18 protein-coding genes and 1 pseudogene are annotated in these 14,041 nt (G+C 65.7%); 16 read left to right on the plus strand and 3 right to left on the minus strand.

Features of this window, described 5'->3' with window-relative positions:
* Positions 1-3: 3 nt before the first annotated feature.
* Genes QB898_RS05930 through QB898_RS05940 form a run of 3 tightly spaced genes read right to left on the minus strand, consistent with a single transcriptional unit; the run spans position 4 to position 1,612 of the window.
* A complete protein-coding gene (locus QB898_RS05930; protein WP_279524202.1) occupies positions 4-1,050 on the minus strand; it encodes a hypothetical protein in 1,047 nt (348 codons plus the stop codon).
* A 38-nt stretch (positions 1,051-1,088) separates the two neighbouring features.
* Positions 1,089-1,397: an IclR family transcriptional regulator gene (locus tag QB898_RS05935; RefSeq protein WP_279524203.1), complete on the minus strand. Its 309-nt coding sequence runs from the start codon at positions 1,395-1,397 to the stop codon at positions 1,089-1,091.
* Positions 1,398-1,426: 29 nt separating this feature from the next.
* On the minus strand, positions 1,427-1,612 hold the full coding sequence (locus QB898_RS05940) for a DNA-binding protein (RefSeq protein ID WP_279524204.1): 186 nt from the start codon (positions 1,610-1,612) through the stop codon (positions 1,427-1,429).
* A 75-nt stretch (positions 1,613-1,687) separates the two neighbouring features.
* Between QB898_RS05940 and QB898_RS05945 the strand changes: the two genes are divergently transcribed.
* From QB898_RS05945 to QB898_RS06015, 16 genes and pseudogenes are all read left to right on the plus strand, one after another.
* Positions 1,688-2,086, plus strand: a complete 399-nt coding sequence (locus tag QB898_RS05945; protein WP_279524205.1) for a helix-turn-helix domain-containing protein — start codon at positions 1,688-1,690, stop codon at positions 2,084-2,086.
* Positions 2,083-3,150: a PDDEXK family nuclease gene (locus QB898_RS05950; RefSeq protein ID WP_279524206.1), complete on the plus strand. Its 1,068-nt coding sequence runs from the start codon at positions 2,083-2,085 to the stop codon at positions 3,148-3,150. The genes QB898_RS05945 and QB898_RS05950 overlap by 4 nt, the downstream gene beginning before the upstream one ends.
* 18 nt (positions 3,151-3,168) lie before the next feature.
* Positions 3,169-3,999: a damage-inducible protein D gene (locus tag QB898_RS05955; RefSeq protein WP_279524207.1), complete on the plus strand. Its 831-nt coding sequence runs from the start codon at positions 3,169-3,171 to the stop codon at positions 3,997-3,999.
* 287 nt (positions 4,000-4,286) lie between these two features.
* Entirely contained in the window at positions 4,287-4,715 is a 429-nt protein-coding gene (locus tag QB898_RS05960) for a putative holin (RefSeq protein WP_279524208.1), read from the plus strand.
* Positions 4,715-5,368, plus strand: a complete 654-nt coding sequence (locus QB898_RS05965; RefSeq protein WP_279524209.1) for a transglycosylase SLT domain-containing protein — start codon at positions 4,715-4,717, stop codon at positions 5,366-5,368. Before QB898_RS05960 ends, QB898_RS05965 begins: the two co-directional genes overlap by 1 nt.
* The gene (locus tag QB898_RS05970; protein WP_279524210.1) at positions 5,365-5,766 is read left to right on the plus strand and encodes a hypothetical protein; all 402 of its coding nucleotides are present in this window, start codon (positions 5,365-5,367) and stop codon (positions 5,764-5,766) included. Before QB898_RS05965 ends, QB898_RS05970 begins: the two co-directional genes overlap by 4 nt.
* Positions 5,657-5,884, plus strand: a complete 228-nt coding sequence (gene lysC, locus QB898_RS13420; RefSeq protein ID WP_428982744.1) for an Rz1-like lysis system protein LysC — start codon at positions 5,657-5,659, stop codon at positions 5,882-5,884. The genes QB898_RS05970 and lysC overlap by 110 nt, the downstream gene beginning before the upstream one ends.
* Entirely contained in the window at positions 5,881-6,249 is a 369-nt protein-coding gene (locus QB898_RS05975) for a hypothetical protein (RefSeq protein ID WP_279524211.1), read from the plus strand. The genes lysC and QB898_RS05975 overlap by 4 nt, the downstream gene beginning before the upstream one ends.
* Entirely contained in the window at positions 6,233-6,550 is a 318-nt protein-coding gene (locus QB898_RS05980) for a VpaChn25_0724 family phage protein (RefSeq protein WP_279524212.1), read from the plus strand. Before QB898_RS05975 ends, QB898_RS05980 begins: the two co-directional genes overlap by 17 nt.
* 3 nt (positions 6,551-6,553) lie before the next feature.
* On the plus strand, positions 6,554-7,108 hold the full coding sequence (locus QB898_RS05985) for a phage protein Gp27 family protein (RefSeq protein WP_279524213.1): 555 nt from the start codon (positions 6,554-6,556) through the stop codon (positions 7,106-7,108).
* Positions 7,105-8,613 (plus strand): hypothetical protein, encoded by a 1,509-nt coding sequence (locus QB898_RS05990; RefSeq protein ID WP_279524214.1) that lies wholly within the window; start codon positions 7,105-7,107, stop codon positions 8,611-8,613. Before QB898_RS05985 ends, QB898_RS05990 begins: the two co-directional genes overlap by 4 nt.
* A gap of 8 nt (positions 8,614-8,621) precedes the next feature.
* Positions 8,622-10,130: a DUF935 domain-containing protein gene (locus tag QB898_RS05995; RefSeq protein WP_279524215.1), complete on the plus strand. Its 1,509-nt coding sequence runs from the start codon at positions 8,622-8,624 to the stop codon at positions 10,128-10,130.
* Positions 10,131-10,230: 100 nt separating this feature from the next.
* Complete coding sequence (locus QB898_RS06000; protein ID WP_279524237.1) at positions 10,231-11,601, plus strand: phage minor head protein; 1,371 nt, start codon at positions 10,231-10,233, stop codon at positions 11,599-11,601.
* Between the two features lie 5 nt (positions 11,602-11,606).
* Positions 11,607-12,095: a phage virion morphogenesis protein gene (locus QB898_RS06005; RefSeq protein WP_279524216.1), complete on the plus strand. Its 489-nt coding sequence runs from the start codon at positions 11,607-11,609 to the stop codon at positions 12,093-12,095.
* 115 nt (positions 12,096-12,210) lie between these two features.
* Positions 12,211-12,603: pseudogene (locus QB898_RS06010) on the plus strand (helix-turn-helix domain-containing protein); the annotation flags it as partial.
* Positions 12,604-12,605: 2 nt separating this feature from the next.
* Positions 12,606-13,997, plus strand: a complete 1,392-nt coding sequence (locus tag QB898_RS06015) for an MATE family efflux transporter (protein ID WP_279524218.1) — start codon at positions 12,606-12,608, stop codon at positions 13,995-13,997.
* Positions 13,998-14,041 lie beyond the last annotated feature (44 nt).

The following is a 14,041-nucleotide window of genomic DNA, read 5'->3' on the forward strand; positions in this document are numbered from 1 at the left end:
GCTTTACGCCTGGAAAGAGACGGGGGCATCGCCATCGGCATCGCCATCGGCGCCGCCATCCGTGCCCATGTCGATGATGCTGCGCCCATCACCGCCCGCGCCCAGCGCGGCCAGCACTTCGGCCGGGGGCATCCAGGCGGCATCGGCATCGGCATCGGCCGCATCGGGCAAGCCAAACTCTGCCCGCAGCGCATCGAGCTGGGCCTGCACCTGCGCCAGCAGGCCGGCCATGAAGGCGGCGCTGCCCGCGGTGCCCTCGCCGTCGCTGACCGCATGGTCCTCAAGCGCCAGCAGCGCCTGGCGCAGGCTGCCCAGCACCAGGCCCTCGGCCTGCGCGGCCAGGGCGGCGGCTTCTTGCCGCAGCTGTTGCAGTTTTTCATCGGGCGGCAGCGTGGCAATGAGGGCGGCTTTTTCTTCGGCCTGCTCTTTTTGCTGGCGCACCACGGAGAGGCGCTGCTCGGTGGCGGCCCGCTCCTGCTGCTCTTGCCGCACCTGCGCCCGCAGCTCCTGCTCCTTTTGCGCGCTGCGCGCGGCCAGCTCTTGCAGCAGGCCCAGCACCTCGTCGCGGCTGGCGCTTTCCTCTACAGCGCGGCGCACCAGCTCCTGCTCGGGCGCGGGCAGCGCCCGGATGGCCTTGTAGTCCACCTGCCGCAGCCCGATGCGCTCGGCCTGCTCAAAGGCTTGCTGGCCGATGAGGTTGCGGTTGGCGGCCAGTTCACGGAAACGCCGGTAGCTCTTGCCCAGCTTGATTTCGCAAAACTCTTCCAAACTCGAAAAATGGCGACCGTCGCCACTTTGAGGGTGGCGAAGGTGTTTCCAAGCCTTTGATTTTTTTACGTTTTCAAAAATCGACAGCAGCGCGGAAGTGGCGACCGTCGCCACAAAATCGAGCGCCTCCAGCCTGCCGACGTCTATGCCGGCGGCAAACACGTCATCGGTTTCAGCGGCCGTGAGGGCGGCGTCTTGCGCGGCCTCGATGCGGCTGGCCACGGCGGGCAGCACTTCGGGGGCGGGGGCGGGGGCGGCGGGGGCTTTGGGGGGGCGGGGCATGGCGGGTTTTCCTTTTCAAAGGGGGTGAAGGGGGGGTGTTACAGGCCGGTGAGGGCGCGGCGCTGGTCGTCCAGGCGCGTTTGCAGGCGCTCCAGATCGGCCGTGACGCGAAACGTCAGCCGCGTGAAGGCGGGCGAGGGGTAAAAGCGCCCGGTTTCCTCGCTTTTGCGCGCCCAGCCCTTGGCAATGAGCAGGGCCATGCAGCGCGTGACCTGGCTGGGCGTGCAGCGCGCGGCGCGGGCCAGCTCGCCGTTGGCCGCGCCGCTGGCGGCAAAGCCGCAAAGCGCGTCGAGCACATCGAGCGTGCGCAGCGGCAGCGAGCGCGCGGGGGAGGCAGGGGTGGTCATGGCTGTTTCTTTTGCGGAGACAATTGGCCTTAGCTCTTGGGTTTGGGCTTGATGCCAAGCGCAACTGCGATTTCGTGTGCTTGGCCTCGATGGCCTTTGTCAAAACCGTTGATCAGACGCAGTACCTGTTGCGGGCGGTAACCGTGATCGCGTGCCCATTGGCTGAAGGTCTGGCCGCTAGCGCGGAACTGGGCTTTGAGTTGATCTGGGGTCATTGCTGTGCTCCTATGTCAAATTGATTTGCAAAGTTATTGATACGGATTTTATCCGTATTTCAGGAGTTTGTTCAAGTGTCTGAAGAGGTTCTTGACTTTGATGCCGCATTGCTGCGCCTTAAGGGGGAGCTCAAGGTGCGCACCGACAAGGAGGTAGCCAAGCGGCTGGGCATGTCACCTACCGCTTTCAACGACCGCAAGAAACGCAGGTCTTTCCCGGAAGACAGGGTGCGTGCTTTGGCATCCAAGGAGTTTTTTGACGCTGATTACGTCGTAACGGGGCTACCGAGGAGCGCGCGAGAGATGATTCATGCCGCTCGTTCGGGCCGCCCAATGCGCCCAGTGGCGCACGAAGAGCATCAGGTGTTGGAGATGTGGCGTGCCTGTAGTGCAGGCGACAAGGCGTTGGTGCTTGGCCTGTTGGCCAGATTGGCAACGCTTTCTGATGGCGGTAGCAACTTTGGAAATCCATGACTGCAAAGCCGGGTATGGCTTTGTGCCAAAGTCTGCTGGAGGCGGCGCGCTTGCCTGCGGGGCAGCAGTTGGGTTACAGGCTGGATGTGCAATGGGTGTTCCGGCAGCGTTTGCTCGACTGGCTACAAGAGCAAGGGGTGCCGTTAGAGGGGCGCTGGTTTGATTCCACACGCCTGAAATATGGGGCGGCTCAAACATGGCCTGGCAACATGGCGCCGCCACCGCCGTCGGATTCATGGGGCAGTTCTTATGAGCCCGATCCGGTCAAGTCCAATCGTTACGTGGATCGCGACTATTCCTATACTGCGGTGCGTTGGTCAGAGTTCTACCAAAATGCCAGGGACCAGCAGGTGGGCAGCTTTGATCCGGCGCTGTATGTGGATGCTGACGCGCCTTTGCAGATCGGCAATTTCGCAGCTGTTGTGGCCCGCCCGCCTGGGGGGCATGTTTGTTCGCTACCTGCGCCGCTGGGCTATCACACACGCTTTGAAGCGGCTTACAACAAGGCCAGCAGCGTGCAAGGCTGGCTGGGTGTCTGTTTGATGCCGCAGCAGCTGCCCGCGGATTTTGTGGAAGCCGTGCGGGCCTTGCCCAAGATCACTGCGCCTTGTGCACGGCCCGTCATGTACATCTATGGATACAGCAAGTTCATGCTGTATTACGGCAAGCCGGACGACGATGAGCAGGAGTTGCGCCAGCGGATGGGGTTTGCTCCCAAAGGCAAGCCGGTTAGCGAAGAAATTTTGTACCGCAATATTGCTCAGATTTTTGAGGGTGAAAGCATCAAGCGACGCTATCGTCCCCCTGAAATGCAAGGGCTTGAGTTGGATATTTTTCTGCCTGGACGGCGATTGGCATTTGAATATCAGGGCCAGCAGCATTTCCGTGAAGTCAAGCACTGGCATGGCGCAGAGGGTTTTCAGGCCCAGCAGCGCAGGGATGCGCGTAAGCGGTCACTATGCAAGAAGCTGGGGTATACGCTGGTGCTGCTTGACTACAAGGACAATTTGAGACGCGAAGCTTTGGTGCGCTTGTTGCGTTCAAAAAGGTTGTTGTCGGTTTGAGATGATGAGGGGCTTGCGATGGCTTTCAGTATTGAGGCGTTTGAAGGTTGTGCCAAACAAAATGGCGTGCGCTACTGGCTGGCGCATGATTTGATGCGCGAGTTGGGTTATGAGAGCTGGGCGTCGTTTCAAAAGGTGATTTTGAAGGCGCAGGCCAGTTGCGCGCGGCTGGAGATGGATGCAACGGGCGAGTTCATGCCCACAACGTTTGTGGATGCGGATGACGGACAGGAGCGGGTGTCTGTGCGGCTGACGCGGTTTGCCTGCCTGCTGGTGACGATGCATGCCGATGAGCGCAAGCCGCAGGTGGCGGCGGCCAAGGTGGCGATGGCGGCGCTGGCCAATGAGGTGATTGCCGCGCGGCTGGGCCAGTATGAGCTGGGGCGCATTGAAACGCGCGATGATTTGAAGTCTGCGGAAAGTTCAATGGCCGCAGCAGCTCAGCGCGCGGGGGTGCAGTCGCATGAGCAGGGGCTGTTCAAGGATGCCGGCTTTCGGGGTATGTACAACATGAGTTTGCGCGATCTCAAGCAGTTGCGGGGGTTGGGCCCTAGGGATACTGCCTATGATTTCATGGGGCTGACGGAGTTGGCGGGTAATTTGTTTCGGGTGACGCAAACGGCTGCAAGGCTGGGCCAAACGCCCAATATCGGTTTGCGCAACGCACAAAAGACGGCGCACCAGGTGGGGCAGGATGTGCGCGCCATGATGGTGAAAAACAGCGGGGTGGCTCCGGAGGCGCTTGCGCAGGAGGAAAACATCAATGCCGTGAAGCGGGGCTTGCGCCATACGGCCAGGCAAATGCAAAAACTCGATGCGCCGGCCAAAGCGCCGGAGAGGAAAAAGTAGGCCCCGCACTGCTGCCCTGTCACCCGGTTTCTTCTGCAACGGCCACCCTTTTTGGGTGGCCGTTTTGTTTTGAAGCTTTTCATTTGGGGCGCTCGCTTTGTTTGCGCGACAGTGAGGGGCATGTCCAAACCGTGTGTTCCGCGCTGCGGCAGTTGCCGGCATTTTTGTGTTCAGCAGTTGCCGCTGGCGCGGCTGGGGTTTGGTCAGTGTGCGCTGTTGATGGCCGGGCATTTGATAAACCGGCAGGCCAGGTGCACGTTTTTCCCTTCTCGCTGGAGTGCCTTGAAATGAGTTTGCTTGGGTTTGGCGCGCGCCTGGCGCGCGTGCGTTTGGCCGATTGGTTGTTTTGCGCGTTGCTGCTGCTGGCTGCCGTGGGGTGGATGGCGCCGCAGCAGTTGCCGGTGGCCGTTTACAAGCTGGCGCTGATGGCGCTGGCGGCGCTGGCCGGTTATTGGCTGGACCGCAGCATGTTCCCTTATGCGCGGCCGGATGTGTTGCTGCTGGGGGCGCAGGCTGCGCAGCAGCCGGAGACGCGGTTTGCGGCGCTGCGGGATGTGGTGTCGTTTACGGAGCCGAAGGCGGCGGCAGATGAGGCTGCGGGTGCGCCGCTGGATGCGGCCGGGGCGCGTGAGTTGCTGCTGCTGGGGGCGGTGTGCATGGTGCGCCGCGCGCTGGTGGTGGGCGCGGGGATGTTGGCCGTGGGCCTGGGGGCGTGATGCGCAGGTTCACGTTGTGGGCGCTGGCTTTGCTGCTGGCTGTGCCTGCCTGGGCGCAGTCGGCCGGGCAGGCGCTGCCGCTGGCGGGGCGCTTTCAGCGCGAGTTGCTGCGGCAGGCGCATTTGCAGTGGGGGCTGGATGCGCCGGTGGCCGCGCTGGCGGCGCAGGTGCACCAGGAAAGCGGCTGGGATGCGGCGGCGGTGAGCCGCGCGGGGGCGCGGGGGCTGGCGCAGTTTATGCCGGCGACGGCGCGCTGGTGGTGCGCGCGCGAGGGGGTGGCCGATTGGGATTGCCTGCCGCATAACCCGGCCTGGGCGCTGCGGGCGATGGTGGGCTATGACAAGTTTTTGTTTGATCGCACGCCGGCGTATATGCACCGTTTTGACCGCTTGTGGCTGATGCTGCGCGGCTACAACGGCGGCGAGGCCCACTGGCGGGCCGAGGCGCAGGCCACGGGGCTGGCGCTGCCCACTCGCGGGCAGATTGATGCGGCTTGCGGGCGGGCGCGCCGGGCGGCGCTGCATTGCAGGGAGAACCTGGCCTATCCGCGCCGCATTTTGCTGGTTTTGCAGCCGCGGTATGCGAGTTGGGGGGCCAGCTGGGGGCCGGTGTGGCAGCCTGCGCAGCAGCAGGTGCGGCAGGTGCGGCCATGAGATGGCTTGCTGCGGTGCTGTTGGCTGCGCTGGCGGGGGCGGCGCCGGGGTATTGGCGCGGGCGCGCAGATGGCCGTCTGGCCGAGCGGGCGCGGCATGACGCGCAGCTGGTGCAGCAGTTGTCTGCGGTGCTGGAGCAGCACGGCAGTCTGGTGCAGCAGAGCCAGGAGGCGAGCCAGCGTTTGCGCCGCGCTGCCGCTGCCCGCGCCAGGGCCGATGATGAGACGACGAGGGAGCTTGCCGATGCACTTGCCAAAACGGCTGATTTGCGCGCTGCTTGCGTGCTGGATGCTGGCGTCTTGCGCCAGGTTGACGCCGCCCGGGCCGCAGCCGCTGCGGCCGCTGCCGGCGGCTTTGCTGGCGCTGTGCCCGCCGCCGCCGCACAGCGGGGGCGCTGATATGGATGCGCTGGTGCTGACGCTCAAGCGCTCGTATGACGCTTATGGCGCTTGTGCGGGGCAGCATGCCGAGTTGGTGCGCTGGCTCGATGGCGGCGCGGGGGGCGTTGCGCCATGAGGCTGGGTTCGCCGGAGATGGATGCGCTGCTTTTGGCGCTGGCGGCCGCCCAAATGGCGCTGCTGCCGCTGGTGCTGCTGTGGGTTTGGCGCGCGACGCGGCAGGTGGATACGCGCGCGCATGTGCAGGCGGTGGAGGCGGCCATGAGCCAGGCGCTGGCCGAGTTGCGCGTGGCGCAGGAGGGGCACGGGCGCTTGATTGCGCAAATGCCCGATGGCAAGGAGTTTGGCGATTTGCGGGTGGAGCTGGCTGCGCTCAAGGGCAAGCAGGAGCTGGTGTTCAACGAGGCACGCGGCGCGCGCGCAGCAGCGCGGCGCGTGGAGGATTTTTTGCTGAAAGCAGGACGACATGACACACAACTTTGAGCAGCAGGCGCCGTATGCGCGGCATCTGGCGCGCGATCGCCGTCTGGTGATTTTGCGGGTGCTGGCCGATAGCGCGGGCTACCAGGCCAATGAATACATTCTGGAGACCATGCTGGAGGAGCTGGGGCATGTGGTGGGCAGTGACTTGCTGCATGGCGAGCTGGCCTGGCTGGCCGAGCAAGGTTTGCTGACGCAGCAGCGCGTGGCCGCGGTGCTCATTGCCACGCTGACGCGGCGCGGGCTGGATGTGGCGCGCGGGCGCGCAGCAGTGCCGGGTGTGGCGCGCCCGCAGCCGGAGTGAGGCATGGGCCGGCGTAGCACCGTGGCCGCGCTGCCCGCCGAGCTGGTGCAGGCGTGCAATGGCCTGATTCGCGAGGGGCGCACGATTGCCGAAATCTTGCAGGCCTTGCAGGCGCTGGGGGCGAATGTGTCGCGCAGCGCGGTGGGGCGCTATGTGAAGGGCGCGCGCGATGCGATGGAGAAGTACCGCCAGGCGCAGGAGGTGGCAAAAGTTTGGGTGGACAAGCTGGAAGCCGAGCCGGGCGGCGACGTGGCGCGCCTGCTACCCGAAATGCTGCGTGTGGTGGCCTGGCAGTCGCTGAGCGAGCTGGGCGAGGCGCGGCAGCCAGTCAAGGCCATGGATGTGATGCTGCTGGCCCGGGCGCTGAAAGATCTGGCGGGCGCCAACAAGACGCACGTGGACGTGGAGCTGCAGTTGCGCAGGCTGCGCGAGCAGGTGCGTTCGCGCGCGGATGCGGCGGCGCGCGAAGTGGAGAGCATGACGCGCCAGGCGGGCATGAGCGATGAGCTGGTGGCGAGCATTCGCCAGCGGATTCTGGGTGTGGGAGACAAGGCATGAGCGCGGGCATGGGCGCTGCGTTGCCTGCGGTGCTGCTGCCGTATCAGCAGCGCTGGGTGGCCGATGCGTCGCCGTTCAAGGTGGCCGAAAAGGGCCGGCGCACGGGCCTGACCTGGGCCGAGGCGGCCGATGACGTGCTGATTGCGGCGGCGGCCAAAAACGCGGGCGGGCAGAACGTGTACTACATCGGCCAGGACAAGGATATGACCGAGGAGTACATCGACGCCTGCGCGATGTGGGCGCGCGAGTTCAATCAGGCCGCCGGCAGTGTGGAGCAAGGCATCTGGGATGAAGATGGCGATGATGAGCGCAACAAGAACATTCTGACGTTTTCGATTCGCTTTCCCAAAAGCCGCCACCGTATTACGGCGCTGGCCTCGCGGCCGCGCAAGCTGCGCGGTCGCCAGGGGGTGCTGGTGGGCGATGAGGCGGCGTTTCAGGACGACCTGGACGCGCTGATCAAGGCGGCGATGGCCTTTCTCATATGGGGAGGCAAGGTGCGTTTGATTTCGACGCACTTTGGCGCGGACAACCCATTCAACCTGCTTTGCCAGGACATTCGCGCCGGGCGGCAGCGGGGCAGCATTCACCGCATTACGTTCCGGCAGGCCGTCAACGAGGGGCTGTACCGGCGGGTGTGTTTGCGCATGGGCCGGGCGTGGTCGCAGGCCGATGAGGATGCCTGGGTGCAGGGCATTTATGACTTTTACCGCGATAACGCGGATGAGGAGCTCGATTGCATTCCGAGCGCGAGCAGTGGCGCCTATTTCAGCCGGGCGCTGCTGGAGAGCCGCATGAGCGATGCGCTGCCGGTGCTGCGGCTTCAGTGCCCGCCCGGCTTTGAGGTGCGCGCGGCCGCAGAGCGGATGGCATTTGTGGATGGCTGGCTGCACACGCAGGTGCAGCCGCTGCTGGAGGCGCTGCCGCCGCAGGCGCGCAGTTTTTACGGCATGGACTTTGCCCGTTCGGGGGATTTGTCGGCGCTGGTGCCTCTGCTGCAAGACGCGCATTTGCACCGCCAGGCGCCCTTCATTGTGGAGCTGCGCAATGTGCCGTTTGAGCAGCAGCGACAGGCGCTGTTTTTTATTGTGGATGCGCTGCCGGGGTTTGCGGGCGGGGCGCATGACGCGACGGGCAACGGCGGTTATTTGGCCGAGGTGGCGATGCAGCGCTATGGCGCGGCGCGGGTGCAGCGGGTGATGCTGTCGCAGCAGTGGTACATGGAGAACATGCCCAGGTACCGCGCGGCGTTCGAGGATGGCGATATCACCTTGCCGCGCAGCAGCGGGGTGCTGGATGACCACCGGGCGGTGCAGCTGGTACGTGGCGTGCCCAAGGTGCCCGATGGGGTGGCCCTCAAGGATGCCGCAGGCGGCAAGCGCCACGGGGATACGGCCATTGCCGGGGCGCTGGCCTGGTTTGCTTCACTGACGGCGGCCGCGCCGATGGAGTTCATGAGCGGCGGCGCGCGCTCGGATGAAGAGGAAACGAGAGGTTTTCTGTGAGGCAGCCCATGAAAGACAAGAAAGATTGGCCGCAACTGGATGCCGAGGCAGCGCCGCTGGCGCTGGACCCGTGGAATACCGTTTTCATGGGCATCTTGCAGCCCAATGACCCGCTGCTGCTGGAGCGCGGCAAGGGTGGCTCGCTGGCGCATGAGCTGTATCGCGACCTCAAGCGCGACGGCAAGGTGTTCAGCGGGCTGCAAAAGCGCAAGCTGGCGGTGGTGAGCCGCCCGTGGTCGGTGGAGCCGGTGCAGGCCAGCGAGGCGGGCGGGCGCGATGCAGCCTTGGTGATGGATATCCTGAACGGGTTCGCTTTTGACCGCCTGTGCGTGGATTTGCTGGACGCGTTGCTGATGGGCTGGCAGCCCGCCGAGATTGTGTGGACGCTGCGCGAAGTAGGCGGGCGGCAAATGGTGGTGCCCGAGCGCGCTCCGAAGCGGCTGCATCGGCGTTTCGTTTATGTGCAGGGCGAAGCGGGCGGCCCGCCCGAGTTGCGCCTGCTGGTGCGCGAGGCCATGCAGCAGGGCGTGCCGGTGCCCGATCGCAAATTTATCGTGCACCGCATTAATGCGGAGGATGACAACCCCTACGGCGTCGGGCTGGGGCTGCAACTGTATTGGCCGGTGTTTTTCAAGCGCAAGGGGGTGCTGGCCTGGGGCAAGCTGTGCGACCGCTTTGGCACGCCAACGCCCTGGGGCAAATATCCGCGCGAGGCGAAGGCGCGGGAAAAGGGCACGTTGTTTGAGGCGCTGCGGGCCATGAGCAATGACGGTTTCATCATGACGCCGGAAGGCGTGGATATCACCCTGCTGGAAGCCAGGATCAGCAGCGGCGGGATGACGCCCAATCAGTCATTGGTGGAGTACATGGATGACTGGATCATGGAGGTGCTGCTGGGGCAGCCGCCGCGCGGCCAAAGCGGCGGGGCGCTGGCCGCAGCGGCCAACGAGCGCGAGGCGGTGCGGCTGGAGTTGAGCCAGGCCGATAGCGATCTGCTCAGTGACACATTGAATGCGACGCTGATTCGGTGGATTTGCGAGTTCAACGGTTTGCAGCCTTGCATGGTGTCGCGCACGATCAAGGCGGCCGAGGACATCAAGGCAGCCAGTGAGACGGATGCGAACGTGGCGGCGATGGGCTTTCGCATGACGCTGGACGGGGTGCGCGCCCGATACGGTGAGCACTGGGAGTTGGCCCCCAATCAGCCGACGTTGCCTGCCAGCGCTGCGGGCGGCGTGCCGCGCAGCTTTGCCGAGGGGCAAACCGTGGGCAGGGATGCGCTGGATGAGCTGGTGGATGAGGAGTTGGCCCAGTGGCGCGAGGCGCTGGAGCCGATGGCCACGCCGCTGCGCCGCCTGATGGCGCGCGCCAGCCAGGAGGGCTGGACGGCCGGGCAGTTGCTGGATGCGCTGCCGGGTGTGTTGCCCGAGATGGATGCGGATGCGCTGGCACAGGCGCTGACGCGGGCGGCTTTTGCCGCGCGGGGCGCGGCCCGGGCGGGTTTGGATGACGAGTAAGGGGCAAGGGGCGATGTCGGCAGCAGCGGAGTTTGCCCGGCTGCGCAGGCTGCCTGCGGCCGGGGCGATTGCCTATTTGCAGGCGCGCGCGCAGTTGACGGTGACGCACGACTGGCAGGATTTGTGGGAGGACGAGCATGCCAGCCAGTTCACCGTCTCGAGGCTGGCGCGGCTGGATTTGTTGCAGGCGGTGTACGAAGGCATCCGCCGTTCGGTGCAGGGCGATTTGAGCCGCAGGGACTGGATGCGCGATGTGCAGCAGCTGCTGGCCGATGCGGCCTGGTGGGGCGAGCGGCAGATGGTGGATCCGACCACGGGCAAGGTGATCAAGACGGTTTTCAACCCGATGCGGCTGGCGCTGATTTTCGATACGAATTTGCGGCAGGCGCACGCAGCGGGGCAATGGGAGCGCGCGTGGGCGGCCAGGCGCACGCATCCGTATGTGCGCTATGTGACGCGCGATGACGGGAAAGTGCGCCCGCAGCACCGCGCCTGGCACAACGTGACGCTGCCGGTGGATGACGCCTTCTGGAGCGAGCACTGGCCGCCCAATGGCTGGCGCTGCCGCTGCCGGGTGGTGTCGGTGTCGCGCCGTGATTACGAGCGGGGCCTGGCGCCCGATGGCAGTGCGCTGAAAAAAGAGATGCCGCCGCAGTATCGGGTGGAGTTCATCAACCAGCGCACGGGCGAAGTGACGTACACGCCTGCGGGCATAGACCCGGGCTTTGCTTACAACGCCGGGCAGGCGCGCCAGCGCGCCCTGGCCAGGCTGGAAGCCGACAAGCTGGGGGCAGCTGTGCCTGCATTGGCCCAGGCAGCCCGGCTGGAGCGGCTGCATGTGGGGCTGCCCCGCCAGGACTTCACAGGCCAGCGCCCGGGCCTGGCCGATTTGCCGCCGGTGCAAATGACGCGGCTGCAAGGCGATGAGTTCGGCAAAGGTCTCGCACATGCTGAATTGATGAAAGCCGCCACGGCGCTGCTGCAAGAGCTGCAAGGCAGTGACGGACTGCCCAATAACGATACGGGTTGGCTGCTGCGGCTTAACCGCAGGTCAGTCAAAAAGATGGGGGACAACATGAGTCAGTCGCGCCCCTCATTGCAAGCCGTAGCGGCCCTGAAGGCGCTGGTGCGCCGCGCCGTGGTGGTGGAGCGGCATGCGGACTTGATGCACCGCAATGAGTATGTGCAGTGGATCTATCGGCTGGCCGCGCCCGCGCTGATCGAGGGCAGGCTCTACCGCCTGAAGCTGACGGTGAAGGATTTGCAGCAAGGCAGCCAGTCGCGCAAGCTGCTGCATGCATTGGAAGCAGTGGAAATAGAAAGCGCCCTGCCGGGAACACTGCTGAACTCCCCGCAGGCAAACGGGGTGGGGACAGCTCAACCGACCACAGGGCGCGTACTCACTATAGCCGAGCTGCTGGCAGGCGCCAGGCGCAACGATGGCTTGCCATTTGACCTGCCCGGCCACTGATCATCATGCTGACGATTGCCATTAACGACGAAGCCTTCAGGGATCTGCTGCAAACCTTGCAGAACAGACTGCAAGACATGACGCCGGCCATGACCGGTATTGGCGCGGAAATGGAAAGCCGCGTCAGCCGCCGCTTTGAAACGCGCACCGATCCGACAGGCAAGCCCTGGGAGAAATGGGCCGATGCAACCGATAAAAGCTACCCCCGCCCGGGCACACCGGCGGCCATCAAGGCCGGCCGCAGCGGCAACGAACGGCTGCTCGACCGTTATGGCGACATGTTGCAAGGCTTGAGCTACCAGGCAGAGGCGGGCAGTGTGAGGGTCGGCTTTGACCAGAGCTATGCCACGTTCCATGAATTTGGTGTCGAATTTGGCAAGCGCCGCATGCCCCGCCGCGGCCTGCTGATGGCCAACCCGCAAGCGGGCACTCTGGCACCCGACGACGAGCGCGCTGTGATTGACGTTTTGGGCGATTTCTTGTTTCAGCAATGATGCCCGCATCCTCTTGCAGAATGTGCAAAGGCTTTGCAAATTCCATCCCACCATCTCCCTGAATTTCCCGCCAAATCCCAGATTTATCTCACCTTTGCCCTATGGGATATCTCATCTGGGTTCAGCCGAATGCGTGAAATGCCTGGCGCAGCTGGACCGCATCGGCATCATCGACCTCAAGCCCGGCAACCGCTACCGCCTCAAGCTCGCCAAGGCCTTCCGCTGGCGGCCGCACGGGCCGGTGATGAACTTTTTCCGCGACAACGTGGCGCTGGACTACTACAGCGGCGGCTTTGACGGCCCCGCCGAAGGGCTGCTGCTGGTGCACGGCAGCGTCAGCCGCAGCCTGGCGCCGGTGTTTCTGGAACGCTTGCAGCGCGTGGCGCAAGACTTCGCCCAGCAGCACCTGGCCGACCAGAAACTGCCCGAGGCCGCGCGCGAGGGCTACACGCTCGTGCTTGCCATGCGGCGCTGGGAATTCGATGCCTTCATGCGGCTGCGCAGGTGAACATGGCGCGCGCCCCTGAATGCCCCGCCCGCCCCGCCAACGCCGCCCGGAGCCGGGGCGGCGAGCTGGCCGCCATCGCCCGCCACGCCGCCGTGGTGCTGGCCGGGCAGCTGGCCGCCGTGGCCTTTGGCCTGGCCGACACGCTCATTGCCGGGCGCTACTCGCAAGACGCGCTGGCCGCGCTGTCTGTCAGCGTGGCCGTTTACGTGACCGTGCAGGTGGGCCTGATGGGCCTGTTGCAGGCCCTGCTGCCCGTGTGGGCCGAGCTGCGCGGCGCGGGCCGCCTGCGGCAGCTGGGCCAGTCGGTGCGCCAGTCGCTTTACCTGCTGGCCGCCGCCAGCGCGCTGGGCATGGCCGTGCTGCTCATGCCCGGCCCCCTGCTGGACGCCGCGCAAGTGCCCGAGGCCTTGCAGGCCGAAGCGCGCCGCTACCTGGCCGTGCAAGCCTGGGCGCTGCCGCCCGCGCTGTTTTTCCGCCTCTACAGCACGCTCAACCAGAGCCTGGGGCAGCCCCGGCTGGTCACGGCCCTGCAAATTGGCGCGGTGCTGCCCAAGGCAGCCCTTTCGGCCTGGTTCACCTTTGGCGGCCTGGGCGTGCCCGCGCAAGGCGCGGCAGGCTGCGCCTGGGCCACGCTGGCCGTTTACGCGGGCCTCATGCTCGCCGCGCTGGCGCTGCTGCGCGGGCGGCCCCTGTATGCGCCCTACGCCATCTGGCAAAAGCCGGAGCGGCCCGACTGGCGGCAGCTTGCCGCCTTTTTGCGCCTGGGCGTGCCCGCCGCGCTGGCGGTCGTGGTGGAAGTGACCTCGTTCACCTTCATGGCCCTGCTCGTCGCCCGCCTGGGCGCGCTGGCCGCCGCCAGCCACCAAATCGCCGCCAGCGTGGCCACCGTGGTCTTCATGGCCCCGCTGGCGCTGGGCATTGCCGCCAGCGCCCGCATCAGCCACTGGCTGGGCGCGGGCCAGCCCGCCCGCGCGCGCCACGCCGCCGCCGTGGGCATGGCCGCAACGGCCGTGCTGGCCGCCTGCACCGCCAGCCTCATCGCCCTGGCCGCCGGCCCCATCGCGCGGCTATATGTGGGCGACGCCGCCATTGCCGCCGCCGCTGCCGCGCTGCTGCCCGCCGTGGCCGCCTACCACCTGGGCGACGCCCTTCAGGCCGCCAGCCTCTTCGCGCTGCGCAGCTACCGCATCACCACCCTGCCCTTCGTCATCTACGCCGTGCTGCTGTGGGGCCTGGGCCTGCCCGTGGGCCATGCCCTGGCCTTCACCGGCCTGGGGCCTTGGCCCGCCTGGCGCTCGCCCCTGGCCTTCTGGTGCGCCATCGCCCTGGCCCAGGGCCTGGCCGGCCTGACCCTGGCGGCCGCGCTGTGGCGCGCGGCACTGAAAAAACGCTGAAAACCAAGCCCCAGGCTTCGCGCATTTCGCTCTTTTTGCGAGAG

This window comes from Ottowia cancrivicina (assembly GCF_029813755.1).
Lineage (GTDB): Bacteria > Pseudomonadota > Gammaproteobacteria > Burkholderiales > Burkholderiaceae_C > Ottowia > Ottowia massiliensis.

Bases quoted from the DNA above. Each gene is read 5' to 3' on its own strand.
- QB898_RS05970 (WP_279524210.1), top strand. From the start codon at position 5,365: ATGAGATGGCTTGCTGCGGTGCTGTTGGCTGCGCTGGCGGGGGCGGCG.
- QB898_RS05980 (WP_279524212.1), top strand. From the start codon at position 6,233: ATGACACACAACTTTGAGCAGCAGGCGCCGTATGCGCGGCATCTGGCG.
- QB898_RS05950 (WP_279524206.1), top strand. From the start codon at position 2,083: ATGACTGCAAAGCCGGGTATGGCTTTGTGCCAAAGTCTGCTGGAGGCG.
- QB898_RS05995 (WP_279524215.1), top strand. From the start codon at position 8,622: ATGAAAGACAAGAAAGATTGGCCGCAACTGGATGCCGAGGCAGCGCCG.
- QB898_RS05965 (WP_279524209.1), top strand. From the start codon at position 4,715: ATGCGCAGGTTCACGTTGTGGGCGCTGGCTTTGCTGCTGGCTGTGCCT.
- QB898_RS05955 (WP_279524207.1), top strand. From the start codon at position 3,169: ATGGCTTTCAGTATTGAGGCGTTTGAAGGTTGTGCCAAACAAAATGGC.
- QB898_RS06005 (WP_279524216.1), top strand. From the start codon at position 11,607: ATGCTGACGATTGCCATTAACGACGAAGCCTTCAGGGATCTGCTGCAA.
- lysC (WP_428982744.1), top strand. From the start codon at position 5,657: ATGCTGGCGTCTTGCGCCAGGTTGACGCCGCCCGGGCCGCAGCCGCTG.
- QB898_RS05940 (WP_279524204.1), bottom strand. From the start codon at position 1,612: ATGACCCCAGATCAACTCAAAGCCCAGTTCCGCGCTAGCGGCCAGACC.
- QB898_RS05960 (WP_279524208.1), top strand. From the start codon at position 4,287: ATGAGTTTGCTTGGGTTTGGCGCGCGCCTGGCGCGCGTGCGTTTGGCC.
- QB898_RS05930 (WP_279524202.1), bottom strand. From the start codon at position 1,050: ATGCCCCGCCCCCCCAAAGCCCCCGCCGCCCCCGCCCCCGCCCCCGAA.
- QB898_RS05985 (WP_279524213.1), top strand. From the start codon at position 6,554: ATGGGCCGGCGTAGCACCGTGGCCGCGCTGCCCGCCGAGCTGGTGCAG.
- QB898_RS05935 (WP_279524203.1), bottom strand. From the start codon at position 1,397: ATGACCACCCCTGCCTCCCCCGCGCGCTCGCTGCCGCTGCGCACGCTC.
- QB898_RS06015 (WP_279524218.1), top strand. From the start codon at position 12,606: ATGGCGCGCGCCCCTGAATGCCCCGCCCGCCCCGCCAACGCCGCCCGG.
- QB898_RS05975 (WP_279524211.1), top strand. From the start codon at position 5,881: ATGAGGCTGGGTTCGCCGGAGATGGATGCGCTGCTTTTGGCGCTGGCG.
- QB898_RS05990 (WP_279524214.1), top strand. From the start codon at position 7,105: ATGAGCGCGGGCATGGGCGCTGCGTTGCCTGCGGTGCTGCTGCCGTAT.